The sequence below is a fragment of the Microcoleus sp. Pol8_D6 genome (assembly GCF_036700965.1).
Classification (GTDB): Bacteria; Cyanobacteriota; Cyanobacteriia; order Cyanobacteriales; family Microcoleaceae; genus Microcoleus.
Map to the genome: position 1 here is coordinate 1 of NZ_JAUBPW010000048.1, position 21754 is coordinate 21754.

Consider the following 21754-nt stretch of genomic DNA (forward strand, 5'->3'; position numbering starts at 1 on the left):
TTATTCTTTATATTTGGGTACTAATTCACCAAAGGTACACCTACTAACTGTAGCACTATTTTAGGAAATTGGTATAATGTCTAGCGATTTACACCTACTGTCTATTTAGCAAAGGCGGATCGTGGAATCCTTAAGCTAACGGCGCAACCTAACAATTCGGTTGGAGCGGATTGTTGAAAGTTGCTGGTGGTGCTACGAGTGCTATTTGTAACCGCTCAACCTAAACGTTATACTAGCAGGAAAAGTTCGTTGAGGTGGTCGGTTCCAGTTCTCGATAATACCAGCAATAATAGTTGGCTTTGTTGTTGAGTTTGGAAAGGTTAAAAGCGATCGTAAAACACAAAAAATTGTTAAGCGAAAAGTCTTTTTATCTGCGATCGCAGCGATCGAACTTTTCAAAAGTTCGATCGCCAATTTCATACTCAACAAACAGCCGCCACTTCCAACTCTGTAATCGCCGCCTCCGGGCCCACCAAAGAAATATACGGTTCTACAAAATATTTCTTAGCAGCATCCCGCGCTTCTGAAGCTGTCACCTGTGCAATTTCTTCTTGAAATTGCTGGTCAAATTTAATTCCCAATCCCAAAATTTCATACCAGCCTAAAACTTGGGCAATTTGCGAATTAGTTTGTTTTCCTAAAGCATATTGACCGAGCATTTTATTCTTGCAAGCTTGCAATTCTTCCTCGCTTAGTTCGGTCTTGGCGAGTCGATCGACTTCTGCGCGCAATCCTTCAAAAGCAGTCGCCGTATTTTCCGGCGCCGTACCCATGTACACGACAAACTGAGCCGTGTCCAAGCGCGTTGCGTAGACTGCGGAAACGTCGTAAGCCAAGCCCCGCTTTTCCCGCAATTCCACAAACAATCGGCTCGACAAACCGTTACCCAAATAAGTATTCAGCAACTTAATCGCTGCGTAATCGGGATTTCTGACCGAGGGTGCCAGGTAGCCCAGCATAATCACTGATTGCTGCGTATCTTGCGCTGTAACGACCGATTCAGGGGAGGGTGACAGGGGGGGGACGGTTAAAGTTGGCAGGGGTGTTAAAGGCGCTTTCCAGTCCCCAAAAGTTCGATCAATCAGGGCGATCGCATCTTCGGTGGATATTCTGCCGGCTACCGAAATAACTACATTATCGGGACGGAAATAGGTTTTGTGGAACTGTTCGAGCTCGTTTCTGGTGAGCTTTGACATGGTAGCTTCCGTGCCCAAGGGAGAAAAAGCATAGGGGTGTTCCTGGTACATAGCGTGCCGCAATTGCTCGAAGGCGATCGCAAATGGCTGTTCTTGTTGCGATCGAATTGCCGATATGGCAATGCGGCGTTCAAGTTCGACTTCAGCTTCCGGGAAATTGGGCGATCGGGTCAATTGCGCCGCTAACTCCAAAATCTCCTCAAAATCCGCAGAAACCGTCTTCAAACTCACTAAAAAATAGTCTGTAGTAGAGTCGGCACTCAACCTCGCTCCCACCGATTCTACACGCTCGGCAATTTCCAGCGAAGACAGTTGATCGGTTCCCTTAGTCATTACCGCCGACAGCAAGTGACACAATCCTGCTTGTTCCGGCTGCACGTAGCGACTGCCGGCCCGCAGGAATATCCTAGCTGCAATAATATCTGCTGCTGGATTTTCTGCTGCTAAGACAACAATACCGTTGTCTAAAACCGTGCGCTGGATTTCATTTTTCATTGAATTCTTTGTTAACTGTTGACTGTTGACTGTTGGCTGTTCGCTATTGGCTGTTGACTGTTCGCTGTTGATTGTTGACCACAGTAACAGATACATTTAACCCGGTAAATCTAGGAATCCACCTAAATCTACTTTGTATGACATATGCTTAATATGCTTAAAACGATGATGACTTAATGTAACCATCGCTCTTGCTATTTTAGCTGCAAGTCTTCTCTTACCTTTTTTCAATTAATCGTCAACCGTCAACCGTTATTAGATTGGTTTGAGTACCACGGCTGTATAGCGGCGGGGAGAAAGATATTGTTGAGCTAGGCGCTGAAGGTCTAATGGGCCAAATGCTTTAATCCTGGTGGGATAGCTAAGCGCTAATTCTGCAGTGGCGATCGTATTGTAATATCCGTAAAGACCGGCTAACTGTCCCGGCGTTTCGAGCGAGAAAGCAAAATCGTTGCACAGCAAACGCTTACAGCGAAGCAATTCTACCTCGGAAACCGGCTCAGACTGCAATTCCCAAAGTCGATCGCAAATCCGAGATTCCACCTCTTCAATATCCTTCGCGTCCAAGACTGCACTGATAGTAAATAAACTCGATTCCCGTTGCAACGAGAAAGTGCTCTCGATCGCCTCTACCAATTGTAATTCTTCCCGCAGTTCCCTGACTAAACGCGAAGTCCGCCCGTCTGCAAGCAACACCGACAGCAAATCCAAGCCGCAAGCACTTTGCAAGTGTTCAACTCCCGGGCCCGTCCAGGCCATCATCAGCCGCGCTTGTTCCAATCGGGGGAGACAGAGTTCCTGACGGCGAATTTCTATCAGTGGCGGTTCCGCTTCTGCGGTTAATTTGGGACAATCCCACCGATCCGAAAACTGCTCGAATGCTTTCCCCGTAATATCTCTGGCCTGTTGTTCATCAATTCCCCCCACTACCACCACAGTCATATTTTCCGGCTGATAGTGCGATCGGTGGAAACAGCGCATTTCGTAGGGAGTTCGGGACATCAGCAGTTCTTCCGTTCCCAGTACCGATCGCCTGTAGGGATGCCGCTGGTAAACTGTTTCCATCATGGCTTGGAAACCGAGCCAATCGGGATTGTCTTGAGCTTGGCGGATTTCTTCTAGCACCACATCTCGCTCGCGATCGAATTCCTGATCCGGAATCGAAGCCCGCAGCAGCAATTCTGCCAGTGGCTGCGCTGTTTCTGCTAAATAATCGGCCGCAGCGTTGACGAAAAAATGGGCGTAGTCGTGACTTGTAGCTGCGTTGGCGACACCGCCGCGATTTTCGATTACTTGGTCAAATTCTCCAGGGGCGATCGAATCCGTCCCTTTAAATATCATGTGTTCTAAAAAATGAGCCATTCCCGACCAAGAATCCGGCTCCAGCGTAGCGCCAGCCCTCACCCACACGTCTAGCGCGACCACCGGTGTGGCCGAAATCCGCTGGTGAATGACCGTTAACCCATTATTCAGCTTCCAGACATTGGCTGGGAACTCTAAAGCAGTGAGCAGTTGAGACAAGCTAGTTATTCTTAAACTTTAGTTAACTTCGGCTGCAACTATGGTAGCGCTTTACAGCTCTGCGATCGGGATTAATTGATACAAAAGTCAGTTGTCAGTGGGCAGTGGGCAGTGGGCAGTTGGCAGTTGGCAGTTGGCAGTTATCAGTGGGCAGTTGTCAGTTGGTAGTTGTCACTTAATAGTTGTCAGTGGTCAGTTAGCAGTTATTAAGGGTAATTTTTGCTTTTTTAAAAAACGACCTTAGCCTTAATTAACTATCATTTCTTGGTTTAAAAGTCAATAGGTTGCGCGGGATATTAATGAATCAGTCGGGAGAAAGAGGATGTTATCAGAATATATCAATAAATTAAGAGATGTAAGAACACTAAAGACATTGAGAGGAGAAACGACAGATGGTAGCTACCCTAGAAGATACCAAGCGCCAAGCGATCGCAACTAAATTAGCAGACATGAAAGCGCTGCAAAACCTGTTGATCGCCAACGAGCAATTGTTCATCAATTCCTGCAACGACTCCGAACTAGCCCAGCGCTTCCGGGATATGCTCGAAGACGATCGCAAAAACTTGGGCGTATTAGAAACTACGATCGTGCAATACGGCATTCAAGCCGAACCCAAAGAAACCAGCACAAAAATGATTGAAGAAGTTCAGAAACTCATGCAAGGTTCTGAACTCACCATGTTTGAAAAAGTCAGCCAGCACGAACTGCTCAAACACAAACAAACAATGGCCGGCTTGTTAATTCACAAAGCCGCCCAAGTAGTTGGCGCCGACATCGAAGCTGCCATTACCCCGCTCAACACAGTTAACTTTGAGAACCGTGCTCACCAAGAACAACTCAAAGGAGTTCTCGAAATTTTAGGCGTGCGCGAACTGACCGGCAAAGACCCCGACCAAGGCGTTTGGGCTCGCGTACAAGATGCAATGGCAGCCATGACCGGCATCATCGGCGGTGCAGTTACCCGCAGCAAAGATGAGATGAACATCACCGAAATCATCTCAATGGATCACCGCAAAGCCGATACCCTATTTATGGAAATCGCAAGCACCGACGATCCTCAAAAACTACAAGAATTCTTCGGTCAACTTTACAAAGACCTTAGCGTTCACGCCGAAGCCGAAGAACAAGTTGTTTACCCAGCAATTCGCAGCTACTACAGCAACACTCAAGAACTGTATGACGAGCAAGCAGAAATGAAGCAAATGCTCGCCAAGATTAAGTCAATGAGCCCCAGTTCTCCTGAGTTCAAAGCCCAAATCAAACAGCTCCAAACAGCAGTTCAGGATCACGTAAAAGAAGAAGAAAACGATATGTTCCCTCAAATTCGCCGCAACCTGAGCGAAGCACAAATGGAACAAATGGCTACTCAATTCAAAGCAGCCAAAAGCACGATGCAGCAAGAAATGGCTAACATGAGCTAATTCCGCAGCGAGCTAATTGTAGCTCTAGCTGGGTTCAAAACTAGCTAAACTGCAACCTATCAATCCCGCTACCCACGTAGCGGGATGACTGTTTTGTATAAACGTCACCTATGTTCACAAACTAATATCAAATCTGTTATAGCAATGCTTGCAGGAGTCGTAAATTTTTTACCCCACCCCAACCCTCCCCGATGCCTTGGGGAGGGAGTAAGAAATTCACAAATGATTTAGGACTGCTATAGCATCGGAATTATTTATCTATCTATTCTCGACCTCTGCGTGAATCAGCGTCAATCCCTTGTCATCTGCGGTTCAGCAATTCTTTTTTTTTGCCGCAGATGAGGGCGCATATCAACACAGATTAACGCAGATTAATTGTATCAATTTCGTTGGCATCGTCCGTGATTGTTGACCCTTCGGCGAAGCTAAGTGGGCATCAGTGTTGACTGTATGTTACACCCGATGATGCTAGCAGATTGAATATAACTAAAAAAATGAATAAACCCGCCCTAGGTAACGTGGTTGTGGGGGCGGGTTTATTTAGATTGTGAGTTATAGTCAGAGGTTGTGGGTGAAAGTTCTCCGACAAAATGCGGTTATTTATATATTAACTCGCGCCTAATCTACCCGTTAATCACAGATCCGCCGTTGGGATGCAAAATTTGACCCGTCATGTAAGACGAATCTTTTGAAGCTAAAAACACAAAACTAGGGGCAACTTCATCGGGTTGACCGGCGCGTCCCAAGGCCGTGTCTGCACCAAATTTCTCCACTTTTTCTTCAGGGAAAGTTGCAGGAATTAGAGGCGTCCAAATCGGGCCGGGGGCGACTCCGTTGACGCGAATTCCTTTCTCAGCTAAACTTTGAGACAAAGAGCGGGTAAAGGCAACAATTGCTCCTTTTGTGGAGGAGTAATCTAATAATTGTTGATTGCCTTTGTAGGCGGTGACAGAGGTAGTGTTGATAATTGCACTTCCCTCTTTGAGGTGTTTGAGAGCGGCTTTTGTGAGGTAAAACATTGAGAAAATGTTGGTGCGGAAGGTGCGCTCTAATTGTTCGGCGGTGATATCTTCAATGCTTTCTTGGGGATGCTGTTCGGCGGCGTTGTTGACAAGAATGTCGAGGTGTCCGAATTCTTTAACTGTTTGTTCTACAAGGTTTTGACAGACGTTTTCGTCGCCGATGTCGCCGGCGATCGCAATACAGCGCCGGCCTTGTTGTTCGATCGCCTCTTTGGTTTTTTTGGCATCATCATCTTCGTTGAGATAGCTGATGACTACGTTCGCGCCTTCTTTGGCAAAGGCAAGAGCCACTGCACGCCCGATACCGCTGTCTCCGCCGGTAATTAAGGCTACTTTGTCCCGCAATTTGTCGCTACCGCGATATCCCTCTGCAAAGGATTGGGGTTGCGGGGTCATTTGCGATTCAATACCGGGTTGCTGTTCTTGATGTTGAGCCGGATTGGTTTGTTGTTGAGTTGGCATAACATATTCCTCTACCTTCTACCTCTATAAATAAAGGTTTTCTTGAGGCGGGGAATCGCTCTTTTTGCCGATCGTCCTCTACTACTAAAGACAGTAATTAAAGAGATAAATAAACCCGCCCCCCGAACCCATGATTGTGGCCGGCGGGTTTATATAAATTGTGAGTTTTCCTCAAAAATTCTCTGTAAAACCCGCCCCTTGGAGCATCGGGATATATTTGTTGTAGAGGCAGGTTTAACGAAAAATATTTCCGGTAATTAAAGAAATCCATAAACCCGCCCCGCGAGCCTCTAATTATTGTCTTATTGTCAAAACAGCAAAAAGCACGCCAAAACATGATTTGACGTGCAGTTTAAAAAAGCTAGCTGCTAATTGCTAAGTCTTAAACTAGAAACCCAAGTTAAGAGTTGGATCTGTCGAAGGTGGAGCGCCCACCGTTAGTTGAGATTGCTGCAGCAGACCGTGCTGTTCTAAAAACGATATAACCAGGTTATGCGCGGAGTTTTGCAACTCGCTGATGTTAACAGGGCTGCTAACACCAGTCTCAGGAGCGAGCAAGCCATAGCTGTTGGGGTTAGCGGTAGGACCGGGTGAAATGCCGCCGTCGAGCAGAGCATCGGGGACATCGGAGAGGCTAGAAGCAGTTACCACACCCGTGGTGCCACCAGTCACCGGATCGATGCTATTATCCGTTCTTTCTGGTTCCGTCGGTACTGGCGCCGGCACGATCGGCGTTACAAAAGTATTTGGCCCCGGCACCGAGAACGTAACAGGGTTAGGCCCTGTCGGAATGGGGAACGGGTTGGCAACGCCCGGAGCGTTGAAAACTTCCAAGAGCGAATAGGTACCCGGAGCTAAATTGGTGAACAGAACCTCGCCCTGAGCATTACTCCTCACCAGAGGCTCGGTAGCAGGATCGTAGCGACCATTGTTGTTGAAATCCAAGGTGAACGGGATGCCCTCCAAAGGAGGTTCGCCCTCATCTCGAAGGCCGTTGCGGTTGTCGTCCCGAAATTTTCCTCCGAGATAGTTAAAGAACTGGCCGTTGCCCACCAAAGCACAAGTAAACGTTTGGTTTGCGCCCAAAACGATGTCGAGTGGTTGAGTAGTTTGGAAAGAATTGGAAGGCACCACTTCCCGGACTCGGTAAATACCGGGGGTTAAATTGCCAAACTCCCAGCGGCCGAACTGATCGCTGACGGTACTTGCTTCTCCGGCATCAAGGGCATCGTTACCGTTGCTGTCGAGGTAGATTGTGACCCCTGCGATCGGCGTTTCAAAGCCGTCTCGGTAGCCGTTGCCGTTCAAGTCTTGGAATTTGCACCCAGTGATGCGGCTGTTGGGGGTGTTGCCAAAGACAACGTTGGCATCTTGAGTGCTGAGGTTGAACTGCACCCGATCCGGAGTAGTAGGACTAAAACCAGCTTGGGGCACTTCCCGAACCACATAATTGCCCGGTTCCAGGTTAGTGAAAGCACCGCGCCCGTTGGCATCAGTTACTAGCGACTGTTCCCCTGTGTCGAGGGCGCCGTTGTCGTTGGCATCAAGGTAGACCGTGATGCCGGGAATGCCCACTTCCTGTAGAGTGTTGGCCGGTTCGTAACGACCATTAGCGTTCTGATCGTTGTATTTGAAGACCGTGATGTTGGGGCGCGTATTCCCGACAGCACCGCTACCTGGATTTACCAAAATCGGGGTGAAGAAGACTGCAGGTTCCGGGTTGACCGGCGGGAACGGGGGCGGGAAGTTCGCCGCAACGATCCGCTGGCCGCCTGGAACACTATTATCTGCGACTATGAAAGGCAGCGTGCCCTGCTGCCGCGATTGGGGCCCGGGGGCTGTGACTTCTACCGGGTTCTGCGTAGTTGCAATTGGCGGCTGGTTGGGTATGAATGTTTCAAAGGTTTCCAATACTGAGTAGCTGCCAGCTTTCAAATCTCTGAAGGTAGCCCTACCATCAGGCCCAGTTAACAGTCGCGGTTCGCCCGCGTCTGTCCTGCCGTTCCGGTTCAAATCGAGGATGAACGGGATGCCTTCCAGGGCAACTTCGCCGGAGTCTTGTATGCCGTTGGCGTTGTTGTCCCGGAATTTGAAGATCGGGATTTCGTACAGGGGAGTGTTGCCCACTTGAGCGCAGGCCCAGGTTTCCCCAGGGCCGAGGTTCACGTCAAGCAGGGGGGTGCTTCCGGGGGGAGTGCTTTGGGGAAAATCTCTTTCTAACGGTTCAGTGCCCGGCCCGTTGGCGCGCTCTTCCCGAATCCGGTACAGCCCAGCCGACAAACCAGTGAATCGGAACTCGCCGTTTCTATCGGTTAAGGTAGTGCGTTCCCCTGTATCTAGCTGACCGTTGTTGTTGGCATCGATATAGATTCTGACGTTTTCCATCGGGGGTTCACTCCCGTCTCGAAAGCCGTCGTTGTCTACGTCGAGGTATTTGCAGCCAATAATCTGACCTTCCGGGACGGGACCATTGCCGAACAACACTGTGGCATTAGTGCCCGCGAGGGTGACGACGACTGGGTTGGGAGTTGTCGGGCTGAAACCGGCTGGCGGGATTTCCCTGACTGTATAGGTGCCTGGAAGCAAGCCTGGAAATATGAAGTTTCCGCTGGGGTTTGTCAACGTCGAGGGTTCACCTGGATCGACCGTGGTGTTGTTATTGGTGTCAATAAAGATTTGGACGTTGGGGAGTCCCGGTTCGCCGGGCTCTCGAATGCCGTTGAGGTTCTGGTCGTTGAACTTGGTACCCTGGATACCCGCAGGAGCGTTGCCAAAATTGATGGTTGGCGGTAACACTACTGGAAATAATACAGGAGTTACCTGACTAGCACTTTTTTCTGCCATGATTTTCTGTTCCTTCACACCTAAATCTACGTAAGCTACAGGCTACTGTATCACTTTGTCAATCAGCAGTTAGCTGCTGCTAGCGACTGACGATCGCTACTCAATCATACATACGTCTACGTTGCTCGAAGGTTCCTCATCTAACATCAGGCTTACTCCAGCTTTGTCGCACGAGATTATATCAGGTTTTGAATAGCTGTGGCAATTTGAGCGCAATATCTTCAAGATTTGCGCCCGGAGTTCTTCTGCCCGTGGACACTTGCTGTTTTGAGCTGGAACAACGTTAAAACTCACTGCACCTCGGTGACTTGAGCGACCATGCCACGAGGGCGATCGCACTTGGGGAATTGTCTGATAATTCCTAAAAACAGGTATGATACTGTCTCTGAATCTTGCTCCTCATATACAAGCCAGCTTTGGGCTTCCCGGAACTCTGGCTTGACTTTGGAGGTTGCCAACAATAGGGTATCACGCGATCGCCCTTTAACCTCTTCCTAATTTTTATCTGCGGTTTGGGATTCGGGGCGATCGAGCTTTGTCTCACCCTACTTAACCGGGAAATTGCTCACACCCATCGGCACAAACCAGTCAGCGATCACCCCATTATCTAATTCATTGGTATTGACAAAATTACCAACTTGTGCATTAGGCTCCAGACCGACATTCTGTTGCCCAAAGTTAGGAATATTGCCTAAATTTGCAAAAAATCCATCACTCAAAAATTTACTAATTTGATCACTATCACGACCCTGGCTCAAAAGCAAGCTATCCGCCCCCATATTACCTGCAGGTTCTGGTTCCGTATAGCTGTTGGTATCCGTTAACGGGTCGCCCTTCAAGGATTTAGCTGCCCTACCCTCAGCCTCTCCAGTCACCAAATCGATGCTGCTAGCCCCAATCTCTGCCGAGACAACAACCACCGCAGGCGGAGTCGTTTGAATGAAACCGGGCGGCTGAACTTCGCGGACAACATAACTACCTACCGGAACATTGCGGAAACTGTAATTGCCTTGAAGGTCGCTTAAGGTACTCGCTTCGCCCGGATCTAAACTGCTGTTGTTGTTGAGGTCGATATAAATTTGAGTGTTGGCGATCGGGGGTTCCCCAGGATCTAGGCGGCCGTTGGCGTTAAAATCGTTAAATTTCACACCGCTGATGGTGCCAGTCACCAATACATTGCCAAAGCTGAGATTAGTGGCATTTGTGCCGTTGCCCACGGTGATCGGAGTCGGATTTGGCGTGGTTTGTCGAAAACCGGGCTGCGGGACTTCCCTCGCCACATAGGTTCCTTGAGGCAAATTGATAAAAGAGAAATTACCTTCGGGGTTGGTTAAAGTCGAAGGTTCGCCCGGATCTAAACTGCCGTTGTTGTTGAAATCAAGGTAAATCGGCCAGTTGGCAACTCTCGGTTCCGTCGGTTCGTTGATACCGTTAGCGTTGAGGTCGTTGAACTTGAAGCCGCTGATGCTGCCGGTAGGAAAATTGTTGCCGAAATTGACGCCGACAGCGTTGGTATTGCCGGTAATGTCGATCGGGCCTGGATTTGGCGTAGTCTGTACCCATCCCGGTTGCTGAACTTCCCTCACCAAATATCTGCCGGAAGAAACATTGGCAAAAGTGTAGTTGCCTTGGGGGTTTGTGATGGTATTGGGTTCGCCCGGATCAAAGCTGCTGTTGCCGTTGAGGTCGAGGTAAATTGGCCAGTTTGCCAGAGGCGGGTCTGTCGCGTCTCTGACGCTGTTGGCATTGAGGTCGTTGAACTTGACACCGCTGATGCTGCCGACAAAAAAGACATTGCCAAAATTGATGTTGTTGACAGTGGTGTTGGAAGTAACGTTAACCGGGCCGGGGTCAGGCGTGGTTTGAAGAAAACCCGGTTGCTGGACTTCTCTCACCAAATATGTATCGGCGGGAATATTGACAAAAGCGTAATTGCCTTCAACGTTTGTAAGAGTAAAAGGTTCGTCGGCGTCGAGCCTGTTGTTGCGGTTGAGGTCGAGGTAAATTTGCCAGTTAGCTAGCCCTTGTTCCCCAGGATCTCGGAGGGTGTTGCTGTTGATGTCGTTGAATTTTGTGCCTGCGATCGTCCCTGCGTTAAAGTTGTTGCCAAAATTGATATTGCCAGCATTTGTGCCACTGGTAATCGTGATGGGTGCGGGATTTGGGGTAGTTTGGCGAAAGTTCGGCTGCTGGACTTCCCTAACTTGGTAAGTTCCCGGTGGCAGGTTGGCGAAGATGTAGTTGCCTTGGGCGTTTGTGACGGTGGAAGGTTCGTTAAATTCTGGCTGGCCGTTGTTGTTGAGGTCGAGGTAGATTTGCCAGTTGGGAATGGGGACTTCTCCGGGATCAGGGAGGCCGTTGGCGTTAAAATCGTTGTATTTAGTGCCGCTGATGCTGCCGACTTGGAAGTTCCCGATGTTGACGTTGCCGATGTCTATTTGGCTGGCAATTCTGGTGGGGGTGGATTCGGACATGGTGTTGCTGGGGCCCAATGAACGCGGTTCAATGTTTTCTGTAGGGCAATCTAGCAGTTTTTTTGCCAATTGCAGCTATTTGAGAGGATAAATTATTTTTAGGAAAGGGAAGGGGGGAAAAGTTGTGAGTTTTGATTAACTGGTTCGCAGACATAGCCAGGGAGTCAGTTAATGCCTTATGCCCAATTCCCTATGCCTAAATTCCCAATTTTTTCCAGATTTGATGTACGATCGCTACCAGTTTTGCAGAGGTCGAATTCCCAATGTCCCAAAACTTGACAGCAAGCTGGAATGAAGCCCGCGAGGTTCCGAGTTTGCTCTTCGGCTGGAGTTTGTGCGGTTTATTGGCAATGAGCTCGATCGCCCCTACTCCTGCTGTCGCACAGCTACCTACCTCCGAACAGAGTAACAGCAACAGCCCGATCGCTCAAACAGGTGCGATCGTCCGCCCCGCAATCAAATTGGGCAGCCGCGGCTCAGAAGTGATCGAACTCCAAGCTGCTCTTCAATTGTTGGGCTTTTACGCTGACACTGTAGACGGGATTTTCTCACAAAGCACCGCTAGATCTGTGTCTCAGTTCCAAGAAGCAGCAGGTCTGCCTCCCGATGGAATAGTCGGTCAAGATACTTGGAACCGGCTGTTTCCTGCGACTCCGAGCGCGCTTGAAAACCCGATCGCTAACGATCCTGTAACTGCCGACAACTCAGAGATCAACCCCCAAGGGCAGCCAACAAATTTTCCGGTTTTGAGAAGACGAATGCGGGGGGAAGCAGTCAGAGATTTGCAAGAGCGGCTGCGGGCCAAGGGATTTTTGCGGGTGAGTGCTGACGGCGTGTTTGGCCCGGAAACTCAAGCTGCTGTCAAGGCGGCTCAGCGACAATATCAACTGCCAGCAGACGGCATTGTCGGCCGCGCAACTTGGGAAGCTCTGCTGCGTTGAAAGCAAGCGACAACGGCCGGCTATGCACGTTGCGAGATCGGGCGATCGTACAAATTGTTAATAATCGCTTTTGGAAGTATTTCATCACATCAAAAAGTGTCAAGTTTGGTAAACAAAGTGTTTTTATGCGCGCAGTTGGTGTTAACTTAAAAGCATGAGGGGCAAAACCAAGAAGCACAAAAAACTTGGATAAAAAACTTGGAATTAGAGTATTTGTCCCGCTCGGCTCTAGTCCGCAGGCAACGCCTGAACCGTGTAGCTTATTAGCAAAGAAAGGTTGACATTGGGATCGAGATTTGTTAAATAGCTTGAGGCTATTGGATTAATCAAAAGTTGCGATCGCACAACAGTCAAACACAGAAGTCTGAATAGACTCCGCTGATAGCTAGCTCGTCTACAGAGTAGTTGCCAAAAAGTCCACCTTAGTTGTAGTTTGCTGAAACTCAGCAGAACTAAAAACCCACTTGAATCAACTTAATTTACAAACTTTTTAGGGTCTGGCATCCGATATGCTAGGCCCTAAAATTTTGAGATTTTTTTGAAGTAGTCAGCAGTCTTTGGCTGTCAACAGTCAACAGTCAACCGTTAACTAATGACTAATGACCATTTCATTTAATTTCTTCAATTCGAGCATTCAAACCGTTAGCGCTGAGCATTTGTAGCAATTCCTCAGCTTTTTCGAGTTCCCGAAAAGCACCGGCTTGCATCACCGGTCGTCCGCTGGAAAAAGAGCGAAAAGCACCGGGAACGAGGGATTGCATTTTTTGTCGATCGCGCCAACTGTCGGTATCCACCACAACTCGATACCGGAAACCCAAAGCTCTGGCTCGATCGAATGACGGCGAATTATCCTCGGCATCGGGCAAAGAATTCCCCGCTAAAGGTGCAGGTACATAGCCACCCCTTCCTATCGGAATGTTGCGACCCGGAACCGGCAATCTACCCTCGGAAGAAACCGAACTCGAACTATCAAAATTGGGAGGAATCATTGGTTGCTGTACCGAACTTTCCGAAATTGATCGATAATTCGGATCGGGCACGGGAATTGCGATCGCCCCTTGGGCTACCGATGAAGCAGTGGCATTCCTCGGAGAAAGTTCTTGCTGCAACTGGGCGCTTCGCGGTGCGGGTCGATTTTGCACAGATCGCATTGAAACTGGCGCAGGCGGGGGAAGTGGCGCTCTTTCACTTCTGGGACTTAGCCGGCCGGGAGTGTAAGCGGGGAGAGAAGTGTCTGGGCCACCGATGCTGGGAGGTCGATCGGTCGTTAGCTGCAAAGCACTTCCCCCCATTGGCGGCGGTGTAAAAGTTCCCGCCACATCAACCGATCCCGTCGTCCGGCTGCTCGACAATTGATTGCCGTAAGCTGGGATTACTTGACCTTTTGCCGCATTGTTGACATCGTACTGACCGTTGTTGCGAATGACATTGCCCCCCGGTTCGGCTGCAGTTCCCAAATCCGGCAGAGAGCTCGCGATCGCCACAATTCCGTCCCGGCGATTACTCTCGATATAATTGTTACGCAGCACAGGTCTAGCATTAGCTTGCACCACCACGCCATCTTTATTGCGAGTAATTTTGTTACCGATTAGCAGAGGCGAAGCGTTCTGCGCTACATTCACCCCAAATCCCGTGTTTTCAAACACATTATCTCGAACTTCCGGCTGGGAACTGCCAAAAATCGTAATGCCGTTAGCTCCATTTTTCGAGAAAACATTCCCGCCAATCGTCGGCCTTGAAGTACCCACTACCGAAATGCCGTCGTGAGTGCTGCCAGAAAAAGTATTGTTAACAACCGTCGGAGAACTCGATTCGATCCACAAAGCGTAACCGCGATAGTTGGTATTCGTCACCGTCACCCCGCTGAGTCCCGCCCCGTCTGCGGCTAAAATCGCGATATTTTGACCCGCCGAAGTCGGACTGATAAAGTATCCTCCGCCTTTGATGAGAATATTCTGACCGCGAGTGTTGGGATTTCCCTGAACTGTCACGCTGGGCCTGAGCATTAATGGAAATTTTTCGCCGGTTTGCTCGCTGTAAGTACCGGGCGCTAGCAAAATCGCTGTTTTGGGCGGGGCGACGCTTAAGGCGTAGGTAAGGGTTTTGAACGGAGCTTGATCGCTGCCGTTGCCTCCTGTGTCGCTGCCGCCCGTGGAGCTGACGTACAGTATGTTAATCTCGCTCTCTAGGGTCTGAGAAAGTAGCTGCACTCCGGGTATCCCGGCAGCGATAACTGATGTTTGAGGGTTGCAAAGGGCGGTCATCGCAAAGACGAGCAGAAGGCAAGAACTCAAACAAGATTTTTGCGATCGATTTTCTTTGCACCAGGTCGGTTGTGAGTAAATTAGCATAAAAAAACGCAACTTATCTGTGAGCCGAGTTTCGCCTCCGGTGTTTCGTGTCAGGTTTTCGCGATCGAAGTTTAAATACGCCCGCCTGTTTGGGTTGTTCTCCCTTAATCTTTTGTGTTGTTCTGCTAACCTCACGGCTCTCCTCCCAAGTGTGGTATGCAGTTTAACGATTCCACTCTCATCAAGTTTGATCTATTATGCTTTGTTTTCATCGAATTCAATAAAACTTAAAAAAATATTGTCGAATTTACATTGGTTTATGCCAAAATTAAGCCGCCTGCTTTGCTACGATCTTGACGGCGTGGGACAATGTAGCGGTTTGACTGGTAAAATTAATTATAATTAGGGTGGTTCTGAATGACCGACAAACAAAACAGAACTTTACCGGCACAGCCAGCCCTCTGCCGGATTTTAGATGCAAATTTAGATCGATCGCGCGAAGGGTTGAGAATTATTGAAGAATGGTGCAGGTTTGGTCTCAACAGCTCGGATTTAGCTGGCGAGTGCAAGCAACTGCGTCAAGAATTGGCTGCTTGGCACGTCGCAGAACTTCGCAGTGCTAGGGATACGCCGGCAGATCCGGGTACGGAGTTGACTCACCCGCAGGAAGAGCAGCGTTCGAGCATTCAGCAGCTACTGGAGGCGAATTTCTGTCGGGTGGAAGAAGCTCTGCGGGTACTCGAAGAGTATGGCAAAATTTACGATCGGAATATGGGCGCGGCTTTTAAGCAGATGCGCTATCGGGTTTATACTCTCGAAAGCGATTTGCTGGCTTACCGGCGCTACCAGCAGTTACTTCGATCGCAGTTATACCTTGTAACTTCGCCGAGAGACAACTTGATGGGAGTCGTGGAAGCTGCTTTGCAAGGCGGGCTGACTTTGGTGCAGTACCGCGACAAAAGCTCAGACGACGGGGTAAAGCTGGCTAATGCGCGCCAGTTGTGCGAACTTTGTCACCGCTACGATGCTTTGCTGATTGTGAACGATCGCGTGGATTTGGCGATTGCAGCGGATGCCGACGGCGTACACTTAGGGCAGGGAGATTGGCCTGTGGCGGAAGCGCGCAAGTTGCTCGGCCCCGGACGGATCATCGGTCGTTCTACTACGAATGGCGAGGAAATGCAGCGAGCTATTGAAGAGGGAGCCGACTACATTGGAGTTGGGCCTGTTTATTCCACTCCTACTAAACCTGATAAACAGGCGGCGGGTTTGGACTATGTGCGGTATGCTGCTGATAAGTCGCCGATTCCGTGGTTTGCGATCGGCGGAATTGATATCAACAACCTCGATGAAGTATTGAATGCCGGAGCTCAAAGGGTTGCCGCAGTACGCGCGATTATGGAAGCAGAACAGCCTACTTTAGTAACGCAGTTTTTCATCTCGCAGTTGATTCGGATGCAGAATCTTAAAGCTCAGAAAGCTTTGCACGGAAAAAGCTAGGTTAATTGGGGATTTGTAGGGCGGGTTTAGCACAGGAAATCTGTGCATCAAATATAATAATTTTGTTACAAAACCCGCCCTGAAAACTGATATTTTACTTATGATAAATCAAATTGCGCTGCAAGTTAACGGAGAAACCCGCAATTGTGCGATCGACACACCGTTACCAAAATTACTAGAACAATTGGGATTAAACCCGCGCTTGGTGGCTGTAGAGTACAACGGGGAAATTCTGCACAAACAATTTTGGGAAACTACACAGATGCAAGAGGGCGACATCTTAGAAGTTGTGACAATTGTCGGAGGAGGCTAGCCACAAATTGGTGACAAATTAAGCCTTAAATTGTCACCCATTGGCAGAACCTAGGAATGTCGCTTGCCCTCAAGTCTAGATCCCCCTAAATCCCCCTTAAGAAGGGGGACTTTGAGAAGACTCTTGTCTCCCTAAATCCCCGTTAATTAACAGGGACTTTGAGAAAAATCTTGCCCTAAATCCCCGTTAATTAACAGGGACTTTGAGAAAAATCTTGTCCCCCCCTTAAGAAGGGGGCTAGGGGGGATCGAGACTTTGAGACAAACAAAAGAGACTTAAAGAACGCCGCAAAATATCGCAATTAAACTGCGACAGCTTCAGCCACGGGTTCAGCCACAGGTGCTGCTACAACAGGATAAATGCTGACTTTCTTGCGAGTTTTGCCTTTTCTTTCAAAAGTCACCACACCGTCAATCATGGCAAACAGAGTATCATCTCTGCCGATACCAACATTGTTACCGGGGTGAACTTTAGTGCCGCGTTGGCGGATCAAAATGTTGCCAGCTTTGACAACTTGACCGCCGTACTTTTTGACACCCAGACGCTGAGAATTAGAGTCGCGTCCGTTACGTGTACTGCCTGTACCTTTCTTGTGGGCCATAATATCCTCAACTGTATTTACTATGTTTTATTCTGAATCAGTTTCGGCGGTTTGGGGAGTTTCGACAACTGCTTGAGTTAAGTCTCTGGCGGCTAAGACTGTACCGTTGACGCTAATCGAGTCAATCATAAAGCGAGTTGTTTCTTGACGGTGCCCTTTTTTCTTCCGAGTTTTCTTTTTCGGCTTCATCTTGTAGACGAGGACTTTTCGGCCCCGGAAATGCCGTAGAACCGTTCCTTCTACCGTGGCATTTTCTAGTAGAGGCTGGCCGATATGAACCTCGCCTTCGTGCTGGATCAGAAATACTTTGTCGATGGTGACTTTGGATTCAGCTTCAATGTGAAGCAGTTCGATGTCGTAGAAGCGGCCTGGTTCTACCCGAAATTGTTTGCCGCCGGTTTCAATGATTGCGTAAGTCATGGGATGGTTGTTGAGATTGCCGTACAGGTAGCTGATGAGTCATTGGTCATTGGTCGTTGTGGACTTTTGACTGCTGACTGCTCTCCAGCTTTTGGAATGTCTTAACCTGATCCGAGCCGGATTTAGACAGACAATCTACTATTATTGCTGACTAGGGTGTTTTTGTCAAGTTCGATTGCCCCGGAAATTTCTAATTAGGGATAAAAATACAAGATGCTGTAACCTTTTTATCCCCTTTCTCCAAAAGGTCGATCGAACTGGATTTAAGCCGTCGCAGAACATTTGCGCGATCGCAACAATTCCAAAGCTTGCTGTTTCACCCTACCCTCCATCACCTCTTTTTGCAAATTAATAAAAGCCTCAAAATCTTCTAAGCCGTACTTAGTCATCTGCAACTGCTGTCGCAACTGTTCTTCTGCCTCAACCGTTAAGTAACCTGTTGCCAATGCTTTTCGGACAATTTTACTGATTAAAGTCATAGTAGATTTACCCTGAATACACCTACGTTAAAACACTGAAGTTTTGTCACCAGACTAACTCAGCTTTTAGTTTGTTTCATAATTACCCTTAAAATAGGTTAAATCTACCTTAAGGTCTATGTAAATAAAGTTATTTTTGATACATCGATGAAACTGTAGCTATCTTAAATGTAGAGTGCGATTAAATTGGTATATTTAGTTTTTGTCAGAGAACATTATCCTTCAACTACGTTAAATCTACCTTAAGGCAGAATTAAAACATAGCGATTTGTAACATTGCAAATTGTATGGATTTTAAATGTAGAGTGCGATTAAATTGGTATATTTAGTTTCTGTCTAACAACAGTCGCCATTCTCTGACAGCAAAAGGAGGAACCAGCAATTGTGTATCATTTTGATTTTTCAGGGGCAAATTCAACAGTAAAGGTCGATTACTTTCCAATTGTGTAATTATTGATTTGAAATCGTATTCTCCGACATTCATTGGCAAACCCGACTCGTTCCAAATATCATTAGCATTGCCAATTTCGCGCTTTCCCGCCGCAACTTTCAGCGGAACCGGGTGCTGCAATTCTGTTGCGGGAAATCCTACTAATCTCAGATTTAAAGACTTTACTACTCCCGACTTTACTCGCTTGTACAAAACAACTTGCCATGCTTTGTCATCAGTATCGCGCAGGCTTTGTACGGATCGGAACATTACTGTCTCGGCAGTTTCTGGATATTTGTGAATGGAGGCGAAAGCGGGCGCGCTGACAGCTAAGATTAGATACAAGCACAAGCTAATGACAGTTAAAGTTCTACGCCAACAATAATATTTTTTCAACTTTCAATACCTCCAATAATTTACATTTTTTAGCAACAACTAGAAAAAAGGACAGGTTTGTATTGAGATTATTAAGGGATGAACAATAGAAGACAAGAAGCAGGCAGGTTTTGTATAAAAATTATTCATCTATGACCAAGTTACGCGCTCAACCTGCCCCTACATTATATCTCGACTTCGTTTGCTGAAGTTAGGCGCTAAACCTGATCTTACAATGTATATAGTCTGGTTTATTTCCAATCGGTTTCAGCTTGGGATAGCACGTAAGCTGAAACATCGATAATTTGTTGTTCAGATAAACGATCTTTGTAAGCGGGCATAATACCTTTGCCGTTGGTTACTAAGCTGGAAATATTGGCGATGGAATCCATGCCGTATTTTTTTAATGCTTTTTGTTTCAAGTTTTTGCCGCGCCTGATAATGTTGCTGCCGTTGATGTGACAGCCTGCACAGTTGGCGCTGAAGACTTCGGCTGCAGTGGGACTTGTAGCTGTATCTGCGATCGCCATTTGGGAATTAGCAGCGATTTCTACAAATGCCAGTGTCAGTATCAATACAAAGGCGGTGAGAATTTTTTTTAAGTTCTTTAGCGAAATCATTTATTTGCAATTTGAAAAATAGTGCTGGATTTAATGATATCACTAAATACGCATTTTCGGGTTAACTCAGCGATTTATTCTTCCCAATCGAAGGTGCGGGAAACTGCTTTTTTCCAAAAGCGATATTTTTGCTCGCGAAGTGCGATCGGCATTTTCGGTTCCCAAGTACAATCCACCGCCCAATTCTCCCGCAATTCGGCTAGCTGACTCCAAAAACCAACCGCCAAACCTGCCGCATAAGCCGCACCGAGTGCAGTAGTTTCTGCTACCACAGGCCGCACCACAGGCACTCCCAAAACATCACTCTGAAACTGCATCAGCGTGTGATTTCCCACCATTCCTCCGTCTACTTTTAAAGACAAAAGCTGCACTGCTGAATCCTGATTCATTGCGTCCAATATTTCCCGCGTTTGCCACGCTGTAGCTTCCAATACTGCGCGGGCAATGTGTGCCTTAGTCACGTAGCGAGTTAAACCTGCAATTACTCCCCGCGCGCTGTCTTTCCAATAGGGTGCGTAGAGTCCCGAAAATGCCGGGACAACGTAAACTCCCCCACTATCTTCGACTGTATTTGCTAATGTTTCTACTTCTGCAGATGTGTTGATGATGCCCAAATTGTCCCGCAGCCACTGCACAAGAGCTCCGGCGATCGCAATACTGCCTTCCAAAGCATACACAGCGGGCGATTCCCCCATCTTGTAGGCGACTGTTGTTAGTAATCCTTGCTTTGAAGGGACGATCGCCTCACCGGTATTCAGCAGCATAAAACAGCCCGTACCGTAAGTATTTTTCGCCTCCCCCAGACTGAAACAAGTTTGCCCGACGAGGGCGGCTTGCTGATCGCCCAAAGCAGCAGCAATCGGAACACCATCTAACAATCCTTTTGCAGTTCCAAAAACTTGACTCGAAGGGCGAATTTCTGGCAGCATCTGGCGGGGAATTGCCATTATTTCCAAAGTTTCGGCATCCCAATCAAGGGTTTGCAAATCCATCAGCATCGTGCGGCTGGCGTTGGTAACATCGGTAATATGTACGCCGCCAGTCAGGTGCCAAATCAGAAAAGAATCGACATTGCCAAAAATAGCATCCCCTTGATTTGCAGCTTCCCGCAATCCTGCAATATTGTCCAGCATCCACTTAATTTTCGGTCCGCTGAAATAAGTAGCCAACGGCAAACCGCATCGTTTTTGAAATCGATCTTTGCCCTCAAACTCCGCTAATTTTTCGCAAATTTGGTGAGTGCGAGTATCTTGCCAAACAATCGCATTGCCGTAAGGTTTGCCAGTGTTTTTGTTCCAAACAATTGTAGTTTCGCGCTGGTTGGTAATACCGAGTGCAGCAATATCTTTCGGGTCGATATTGCCGATTTCGAGGGCATTTTTAATCACGCTTTGGGTGCGCTGCCAAATTTCATCGGGATTGTGTTCGACCCATCCTGGTTGGGGATATATTTGCTGGTGTTCTTGTTGGTTGCTGCAAATTATCTGTCCCCGGCGATCGAATATGATAAATCTGGTGCTGGTGGTTCCTTGGTCGATCGCTGCTACGTATTTTTTTGCCAATTGTTTAAAACCTTTTTAGTAATGAGCTATTTAACGTATATGATACTATGTAAAACACAAGGTAATCTCAAAAACTTTAGTTTAGGGAACTCCACAAGTTGAAACTGGTAGATTTGCTCAGGCTCGATCGCACAATTAAGGTTATTGGCTTTGACGACGCTCCGTTTTCTCGTACAAGCGGCAGTCTGGTGTCGATCGCGGGCATAGTCTGCGGGGGAACTCGATTTGAAGGAATGGTGTGGGGACAAGTCCTCCCCGACGGATTAGATGCCACGGATGCCATTTCTGGGCTACTCATCGGAGGCAAATTTTTACCACAATTGCATCTGGTTTTGCTGGACGGAATTGCTTTCGGCGGCTTCAATATTATTGACCTTCCCGAGTTAGCATCGCGGCTGCAAATTCCTTGCGTTGCTGTCATGCGCCGCCAACCAGATTTAGCTGCTATTGAAAAAGCTCTCGGTCATTTACCCGACTCTGAATACCGTTTAGAATTGTTGCGCCGCGCTGGGAAAATTCACGCTTTTGAACCTTTCTTTTTTCAAGTTTGCGGCGAACAACCAGAAGTAATTGCGCTTGTGCTTCAGCGTTTGACAGACACTGGGAAAGTTCCTGAAGCTTTGCGTTTAGCTCATTTGATTGGTGCGGCGGTAATTAATGGAGTTAGCAGCAGTTCTGCTTGAATTATTGTTAATAACGGGCAAGATGCCCGTTCCACAAAGAGGAAATTTTCTTGTGGGATTGGCATCCTGCTCGCCCATGAAAAACTTATTGACAATGGTGCAAT

18 protein-coding genes are annotated in these 21754 nt (G+C 47.9%); 5 read left to right on the top strand and 13 right to left on the bottom strand.

All coding sequences use genetic code 11. The features are described 5' to 3' along the window. Positions 1 to 422: 422 nt before the first annotated feature. Both QUA10_RS18980 and QUA10_RS18985 read right to left on the bottom strand, forming a co-directional pair. On the bottom strand, positions 423 to 1691 hold the full coding sequence (locus QUA10_RS18980) for a pitrilysin family protein (RefSeq protein WP_333084603.1): 1269 nt from the start codon (positions 1689 to 1691) through the stop codon (positions 423 to 425). A gap of 255 nt (positions 1692 to 1946) precedes the next feature. Further along, complete coding sequence (locus QUA10_RS18985; protein WP_333084602.1) at positions 1947 to 3212, bottom strand: pitrilysin family protein; 1266 nt, start codon at positions 3210 to 3212, stop codon at positions 1947 to 1949. A 392-nt stretch (positions 3213 to 3604) separates the two neighbouring features. Between QUA10_RS18985 and QUA10_RS18990 the strand changes: the two genes are divergently transcribed. After that, positions 3605 to 4633, top strand: coding sequence for a hemerythrin domain-containing protein (locus QUA10_RS18990; RefSeq protein WP_333084601.1), 1029 nt, complete (start codon positions 3605 to 3607; stop codon positions 4631 to 4633). A 623-nt stretch (positions 4634 to 5256) separates the two neighbouring features. Here QUA10_RS18990 and QUA10_RS18995 read toward each other — a convergent pair. From QUA10_RS18995 to QUA10_RS19010, 4 genes are all read right to left on the bottom strand, one after another. Beyond that, positions 5257 to 6117, bottom strand: a complete 861-nt coding sequence (locus QUA10_RS18995) for an SDR family oxidoreductase (protein ID WP_333084600.1) — start codon at positions 6115 to 6117, stop codon at positions 5257 to 5259. 387 nt (positions 6118 to 6504) lie between these two features. Beyond that, positions 6505 to 8961: an SdrD B-like domain-containing protein gene (locus QUA10_RS19000; RefSeq protein WP_333086338.1), complete on the bottom strand. Its 2457-nt coding sequence runs from the start codon at positions 8959 to 8961 to the stop codon at positions 6505 to 6507. A gap of 290 nt (positions 8962 to 9251) precedes the next feature. After that, entirely contained in the window at positions 9252 to 9419 is a 168-nt protein-coding gene (locus tag QUA10_RS19005; RefSeq protein ID WP_333084598.1) for a hypothetical protein, read from the bottom strand. Positions 9420 to 9506: 87 nt separating this feature from the next. After that, a complete protein-coding gene (locus tag QUA10_RS19010; RefSeq protein WP_333084597.1) occupies positions 9507 to 11435 on the bottom strand; it encodes an SdrD B-like domain-containing protein in 1929 nt (642 codons plus the stop codon). 263 nt (positions 11436 to 11698) lie between these two features. On the opposite strand from QUA10_RS19010, the gene QUA10_RS19015 reads away from it, so the two are divergent. Continuing rightward, entirely contained in the window at positions 11699 to 12376 is a 678-nt protein-coding gene (locus QUA10_RS19015) for a peptidoglycan-binding protein (RefSeq protein WP_333084596.1), read from the top strand. 608 nt (positions 12377 to 12984) lie between these two features. On the opposite strand, the gene QUA10_RS19020 is transcribed toward QUA10_RS19015, so the two are convergent. Beyond that, on the bottom strand, positions 12985 to 14862 hold the full coding sequence (locus tag QUA10_RS19020) for a DUF1565 domain-containing protein (protein ID WP_333086339.1): 1878 nt from the start codon (positions 14860 to 14862) through the stop codon (positions 12985 to 12987). Between the two features lie 222 nt (positions 14863 to 15084). On the opposite strand from QUA10_RS19020, the gene QUA10_RS19025 reads away from it, so the two are divergent. Continuing rightward, a complete protein-coding gene (locus tag QUA10_RS19025) occupies positions 15085 to 16167 on the top strand; it encodes a thiamine phosphate synthase (RefSeq protein ID WP_333084594.1) in 1083 nt (360 codons plus the stop codon). Positions 16168 to 16267: 100 nt separating this feature from the next. Next, a complete protein-coding gene (thiS, locus tag QUA10_RS19030; protein WP_015176890.1) occupies positions 16268 to 16480 on the top strand; it encodes a sulfur carrier protein ThiS in 213 nt (70 codons plus the stop codon). A 301-nt stretch (positions 16481 to 16781) separates the two neighbouring features. Here the strand turns inward: thiS and rpmA are convergent, their stop codons facing one another. The 6 genes from rpmA to glpK form a co-directional block, all read right to left on the bottom strand. Next, a complete protein-coding gene (rpmA, locus tag QUA10_RS19035) occupies positions 16782 to 17081 on the bottom strand; it encodes a 50S ribosomal protein L27 (RefSeq protein WP_190738131.1) in 300 nt (99 codons plus the stop codon). A 27-nt stretch (positions 17082 to 17108) separates the two neighbouring features. Continuing rightward, positions 17109 to 17501, bottom strand: a complete 393-nt coding sequence (gene rplU / locus QUA10_RS19040; RefSeq protein WP_333084592.1) for a 50S ribosomal protein L21 — start codon at positions 17499 to 17501, stop codon at positions 17109 to 17111. 263 nt (positions 17502 to 17764) lie between these two features. After that, positions 17765 to 17980: a hypothetical protein gene (locus QUA10_RS19045; protein ID WP_015176895.1), complete on the bottom strand. Its 216-nt coding sequence runs from the start codon at positions 17978 to 17980 to the stop codon at positions 17765 to 17767. Between the two features lie 325 nt (positions 17981 to 18305). Beyond that, positions 18306 to 18806 carry a DUF3122 domain-containing protein gene (locus tag QUA10_RS19050; protein ID WP_333086340.1) on the bottom strand — a complete coding sequence of 167 codons (501 nt, stop codon included), beginning with the start codon at positions 18804 to 18806 and terminating at the stop codon, positions 18306 to 18308. 230 nt (positions 18807 to 19036) lie between these two features. Next, on the bottom strand, positions 19037 to 19405 hold the full coding sequence (locus QUA10_RS19055) for a c-type cytochrome (protein ID WP_333084591.1): 369 nt from the start codon (positions 19403 to 19405) through the stop codon (positions 19037 to 19039). 74 nt (positions 19406 to 19479) lie between these two features. Beyond that, positions 19480 to 20967, bottom strand: a complete 1488-nt coding sequence (glpK, locus tag QUA10_RS19060; protein WP_333084589.1) for a glycerol kinase GlpK — start codon at positions 20965 to 20967, stop codon at positions 19480 to 19482. Between the two features lie 98 nt (positions 20968 to 21065). Between glpK and QUA10_RS19065 the strand changes: the two genes are divergently transcribed. Continuing rightward, the gene (locus QUA10_RS19065; RefSeq protein ID WP_333084588.1) at positions 21066 to 21650 is read left to right on the top strand and encodes an endonuclease dU; all 585 of its coding nucleotides are present in this window, start codon (positions 21066 to 21068) and stop codon (positions 21648 to 21650) included. The last annotated feature ends 104 nt before the right edge of the window (positions 21651 to 21754 follow it).